The organism is Bradyrhizobium sp. STM 3809 (assembly GCF_000239795.1).
Lineage (GTDB): Bacteria > Pseudomonadota > Alphaproteobacteria > Rhizobiales > Xanthobacteraceae > Bradyrhizobium.
This window is the reverse complement of the sequence record NZ_CAFJ01000321.1, coordinates 1-5,342: the sequence shown is the minus strand read 5'-3', so window position 1 is coordinate 5,342 and position 5,342 is coordinate 1. Positions and strand designations below refer to the sequence as shown.

Sequence of the window (5,342 nt, the reverse complement as noted above, 5' to 3'; positions counted from 1 at the left end):
TGTCCGGAGGTCGAGCTGCGGCTCCGCTGATCACGTCCTGTGCCGATGAGCCGGCCCGACAAATCCCTCGGGTCGCGGTCGATGCGCGCAGAACCGCGGAACACGGCCGACAGCGGGCCGATCGCCACCTTGATCTCACCTTCGATGCGATCGGGCGACGGCAGATCCGTGATGGTGGCGCTGGGAAAGCATGCGGCGAGGGTGTGGGGCTGACCGAACAGCGCAAAGACCTGCGCGGGCGCGGCGTTCACCGTGAACGATGCATCGAAGCTCTTGGCGGGCTTCGCGGTCATCATCTCGGGCGGATCGCGTGAAACGAACGCCGCGCGGCCGGATGGCTCGACGCCGGCCGCCGCAGGCTGCGCCGGCGAGACCGTGGCGGCGATGGCGCGCGGCTGCGATCCCGCCGGGCCGAGCGCCATGCGACCTGCGCCGGTCACGGCCGCGATGCCGCGCTGCCGCCGCGCCGCGATGACGGCGCTGATCGCGCGCACGATCCCGGCATAGCCGGTGCAGCGGCAGAGATTGCCGCTCAGGCCCACCCGGATGGCCTGCTCGTCGGCATGATCGAGGCGCAGCACGAGGTCGCGCGCCGAGATGATCATGCCGGGCGTGCAGTAGCCGCATTGCAGGGCATGCTCGCGCGTGAAGGCGTCGCGCAGCTCGGCCGCGACCTCGTCCTCGTCGAGGCCTTCGATGGTCGTGACGGTGGCGCCATCGCAGGCCACGGCGAGCGTGATGCAGGAGCGGGCCGGGACGCCGTCGAGCAGCAGCGTGCAGGCGCCGCAGACGCCGTGCTCGCAGCCGAGATGGGTGCCCGTCAGGTCGAGCTGATCACGCAGGGCGTCGGCGAGATGGGTGCGGGGCTCGATGCTGGCCTCGGCCGCGCGGCCATTGACCGTGAGCTGGATCGTCGTCATGCCGCGACCTCCGCGATCGCCCGCGCGAGCACGCTCACATGGATGTGGCGGGCGGCCGGATCGGTCACGCCGGCCTGCATGAGCAGGCGGTCGGCGAGGTCGCGATCGAACTGCTGCCTGAGATCGGTGATCGCTCCGCCGAACAGGGATGAATCGTCGACCACGATCGGACGCGTCTCGATGGCGCCGATGACGACACGACTACGGGCGATGTCCGGCTCGATCAGAATGGCGGCCATCGCATGGGCGAATTCACCGGGCTTGCGACAGGCCTTGGCGTAGCCGAAGCGCGCGGTGGGCGGCAGCGCGGGAAGGCGGATGGCGGTGACGAGCTCGCCGGGACGCAGCGCTGTCTGCAGCGCGCCCTGGATGAACTCCGCGACGGCGAGGTCGCGCCGGCCTTTGGAACTCGCCAGCGTCACGCGGGCGCCCAGGGCGGCCAGCGTCGTCACCCAGTCGGCGGCGGGATCGGCGTGTCCCAGCGAGCCCCCGATGGTGCCGCGGTTGCGCACGGCGCGATAGGCGATGCCGCGGGCGATCTGCTGCAGCACGCCATGGGTCACGTCGGGGATGCGGCCGTCTTCGATGTCGGCATGGGTGACGCAGGCGCCGATGACGAGAGCATCGCCATCGCGCTCGACGGAACGAAGCTCGGCAAGCCCGGCGATGTCGACGATCCGCGGCGGCTGCGCCAGGCGCAGATTGAGCATCGGGCCGAGCGACTGGCCGCCGGCCATGATCCGCGCTTCGCCAGCGGGGTCTGCGAGCAGAGCGAGCGCGTCGCTCACGCTGCGGGGCCGCTCATAGGCGAAGGATGCGGCCTTCACGGCGCGCTCGCCTGTCTTGCGGCCAGCACCGCCGCGACGATCCGGCGCGGCGACAGCGGCGACTGCATCAGCTCCGCACCCAGCGGCCGCAGCGCGTCGTTGACGGCATTGGCGATCGCCGCAGGTGGCGCGATCGCGCCGCCTTCGCCGATGCCCTTGACGCCGAACATCGTGTAGGGCGACGGCGTCTCCATGTGGAACAGGCGCGGCGCCGGGACTTCGGTCGGACCAGGCAGCAGGTAGTCGGCCAGCGTCGTCGCCAGCGGCTGCGCGGCGTCGTCGAACGGCATTTCCTCGTACAACGCGGTGCCGATGCCTTGGGCGAGGCCGCCGAGGATCTGGCCGTCGACGATCATCGGATTGACGAGGACGCCGCCATCCTCGACGACGACGTAGTCGAGCAACTCGACCTCGCCGAGATCCGGATCGACCGCGGCCGTCACGGCATGCGCCGCGTAGGAGAAGGTGCCGCTGTCGCGCAGCGGCTTGTAGCCGCTGGTCACCTCGAGACCCGCCGGGTCGACATCGTTGGGAAGATCCTGCGGCCGGCGGTACCAGGTGTGGGCGATCTCGGGGAGGCTCACGCTGCCGTTCGGCCCGCAGGCGCGGCCCTCGCGCCAGCTGACCGCCTCGGGCGCAAGCTGCAGCAGCTTGGCGCCGATCCGCGTGGCGCGTGCGACAAGCTGTTGGCAGGCCGTGCCGACGGCGCCGCCGGCCATCACCATCGATCGCGAGCCCCAGGTGCCGGTGGAGTAGGGTGTCATCGCGGTGTCGCCGAGCACGACGCGGATCTTGTCGGGATCTATGCCGAGGATCTCGTGCGCGACCTGCGCGAGCGTCGTCTCGAGCCCCTGGCCGTGCGAATGCACGCCGACGCGCAGCTCGAGGCCGCCGTCGGGCGTGAGCCGCGCCGTGGCCTGCTCATGGCCGGGCACCATCGGGATGCCCCAGCCGGCGTAGACCGAGGTGCCATGCGCGGCCTGCTCGCAATAGATCGACACCCCCGTGCCGATCAGCCGGCCATCCGGCTCGCCGCGCTGCTGCCGTGCGCGCACGGCGGGGACGCAGATGGCCGCAAGCGCCCGCTGCAGCGCGCCGGGATAGTCGCCGCTGTCGAAATGCTTGTTGGTGATGTTCTCGAACGGCATGTCCTGCGGCTGCACCAGATTGCGCAGCCGCACCTCGGCTGGTTCGAGCCCGGCCTCCGCCGCGACGGCGTCGAGCAGCAGCTCGAGCGCGAAGCAGACGCCGGTGCGGGCGACGCCCCGGTACGGCAGGATCGGGCATTTGTTGGTCGCGACCGAATAGGTGCGGCACCGATAGGCCGGCATCCGATAAGGGCCCGGCAGGATGCTCGCGATCTGCGCCGCTTCGAGGCAGGCCGAGAACGGATAGGAGGAGTAGGCGCCGGAATCCACGATCGCCTCGCAGTCGATGCCGCGGAGGCGGCCGTCGCGATCGGCGTAGACCGTGATGTGGTAGGCGTGCTCGCGGCAATTCGCGCTCGCGCTCAGATGCTCGCGCCGGTCCTCGAGCCAGCGCACCGTCATGCCCTTGTGCATGGCGAGCCAGCTCAGGCAGACCTCCTCGGGCAGCAGAATGCCCTTGTGCCCGAAGCCGCCGCCGATATCAGGTGCGATGATGCGGATGCGGCCCTGTTCGATGCCGAGACAGTTGGACAGGCCGTTGCGCACGATGTGCGGCATCTGCGAGCCCGTGTGCAGTGTGAGTTGATCGAGCCGGTGATCGAAGCTCGCGACGACGCCGCGGCCTTCCAGCGGTGCCATGCACTGGCGTGCGGTAGTGATGTCGCGCGTCACCTTGATCGGCGCGTCCAGCGCGCTGGTGATGTCGACCTCGAAATTGGTTTCCAGAAAGACGTTGTCGCCCCAGTGCTCATGCACCAGCGCACTGCCGGCCGCGCGCGCCAGCCGCATGTCGTGGACCGCCGGCAGCGGTTCGAGCTCGAGCTCGACGGCCGCGGCGATGTCCTCCGCTTCGGCGCGGCTGCGCGCGACGCACATCGCCACGAGCTCGCCGACATGGCGCACCTTGCCCACCGCCAGCACCGGCTGTTCGGAAATCTTGAATCCGGGCAGGCCGGAGACGGCGCGGATCGGCTTGATGCCTTCGAGGTCATCGGCCGTGAAGACGACGTCGCGGTATTCGGGGGGAATGTGGATCGCCTTGATCCGGGCATGCGCCACCGGGCTGCGCACGAAGGCGACGTCCTTCAGTCCCGGTAGCGTGATATCGGCGACATACTGGCCGCGGCCGCGCAGGAAACGATCGTCCTCCTTGCGCGGCAGGCGCGCACCGACGCCGCGCGGCGCGCGATCATCCGAGACGGTCGGCGCCGCGTCCGTCACGTCAGGCCGCGATCGCTGAAGGCAGGATCGGTGCCGTCGCGTCGTGCCGAAGACCGGCCCGCAGGCAGAACACCGGCTGCAGCAGCTTCTCCGCGATCACCTCGGTCTTCTCATTGTCGCGCAGCACGAAGCGACCCTGCTGCTCCCGGAGCACGCTGACATCGGCCACCATCCCGGGGCGCAGCGCGCCGATCTGATCGGACAGGCCGAGCATGGCAGCGGGGTTCGACGTGACCATTGGCACCACCTGCTCCAGCGTGAGCCCGAGCGCGACCAGCGAGCTCATGGCTTGCACCAGGCTGAATTTGGCCTGGCCCGCGAACGGATGGTTCTCGTCGTCGGCATGCTCGTCCGGTGTGCCCGCCGGGGCCGGCACGTGCGTGTTGTAGCCGTGGATGTCGGCACCGAGCGTATGCGGAACGATGCCGGCATCGATCGCCTTGCGCGCCAGCCGGTAGGAGAAATGACTGCCATGGCCGACGTCGACCTTGAGCCCGCGGTCGAGCGCGGCCTGGATCACCGGATGAACATCGCCCTTGGTGTTGACGAAGCCGCCGGGATGGCGCGTGAACGGATGCGCCAATACATCGCCAGGACGCAGCAACGGAATCACGCGCTCCAGGATCGTATCGACGTCCTCGCCGTTCGTGCCGCTGGCGGGCAGGCCCCAGAGCTGGCCGAAATGGACGTAGACCGGCAGCTCGGCGCGGCGGCCGATCTCCGCGGCCATTTCGATCACCCGGATGCCCCAGCGCGCGAACCCGCCGATCTCGGCATGGGCCTTGATGCCGCGCACGAGGTCACGGTTGGCGACGGCCGATTTCACCGTCGCGTCGATGTCGACGCAGTCAGGTCTGTAGAGGTCAGGGTAGTAGTGCCCCTCGAGGCCGCCGACCAGATAGGCCGACAGGAACGCATAGACGCGCGATTGCGCCTGTTCGGCGACGAAGTGGCGGAAGCCGGGCAGCGTCATGCAGGACGGGCCGCCCTGGTCGATCAGGCTGGTGACGCCCGACTGCACTCCGACCATATCCGCGTTCATGCCGAAGCGGCCGGTGACGTACTGATAGACATGGGCGTGGGTGTCGATCAGTCCTGGAAGAACGAGCTGGCCGCTGACGTCTACGACGTCCTTGGCGCTGGTCGGCAGGATATCGGACTGCACTGCGGCGATGCGCCCGTCGCGGACGGCGACATCCCTCAGTCCATCGATCCCGGAGGCGGGA

The 5,342-nt window shown here is 69.6% G+C and carries 4 protein-coding genes; all 4 read right to left on the bottom strand.

Going from position 1 to position 5,342, the window contains the following annotated elements; genetic code table 11:
* A partial coding sequence (locus BRAS3809_RS17930; RefSeq protein WP_035656659.1) for a 2Fe-2S iron-sulfur cluster-binding protein occupies positions 1 to 920 on the bottom strand: 920 nt, incomplete at its 3' end.
* Entirely contained in the window at positions 917 to 1,747 is an 831-nt protein-coding gene (locus BRAS3809_RS17925; protein ID WP_008963504.1) for an FAD binding domain-containing protein, read from the bottom strand. The genes BRAS3809_RS17930 and BRAS3809_RS17925, both read right to left, overlap by 4 nt.
* Positions 1,744 to 4,116 (bottom strand): xanthine dehydrogenase family protein molybdopterin-binding subunit, encoded by a 2,373-nt coding sequence (locus BRAS3809_RS17920; RefSeq protein ID WP_008963503.1) that lies wholly within the window; start codon positions 4,114 to 4,116, stop codon positions 1,744 to 1,746. The genes BRAS3809_RS17925 and BRAS3809_RS17920 overlap by 4 nt, the downstream gene beginning before the upstream one ends.
* A gap of 1 nt (position 4,117) precedes the next feature.
* Positions 4,118 to 5,342 (bottom strand): amidohydrolase/deacetylase family metallohydrolase (locus BRAS3809_RS17915; protein ID WP_035656656.1); only part of this gene is annotated, 1,225 nt, incomplete at its 5' end.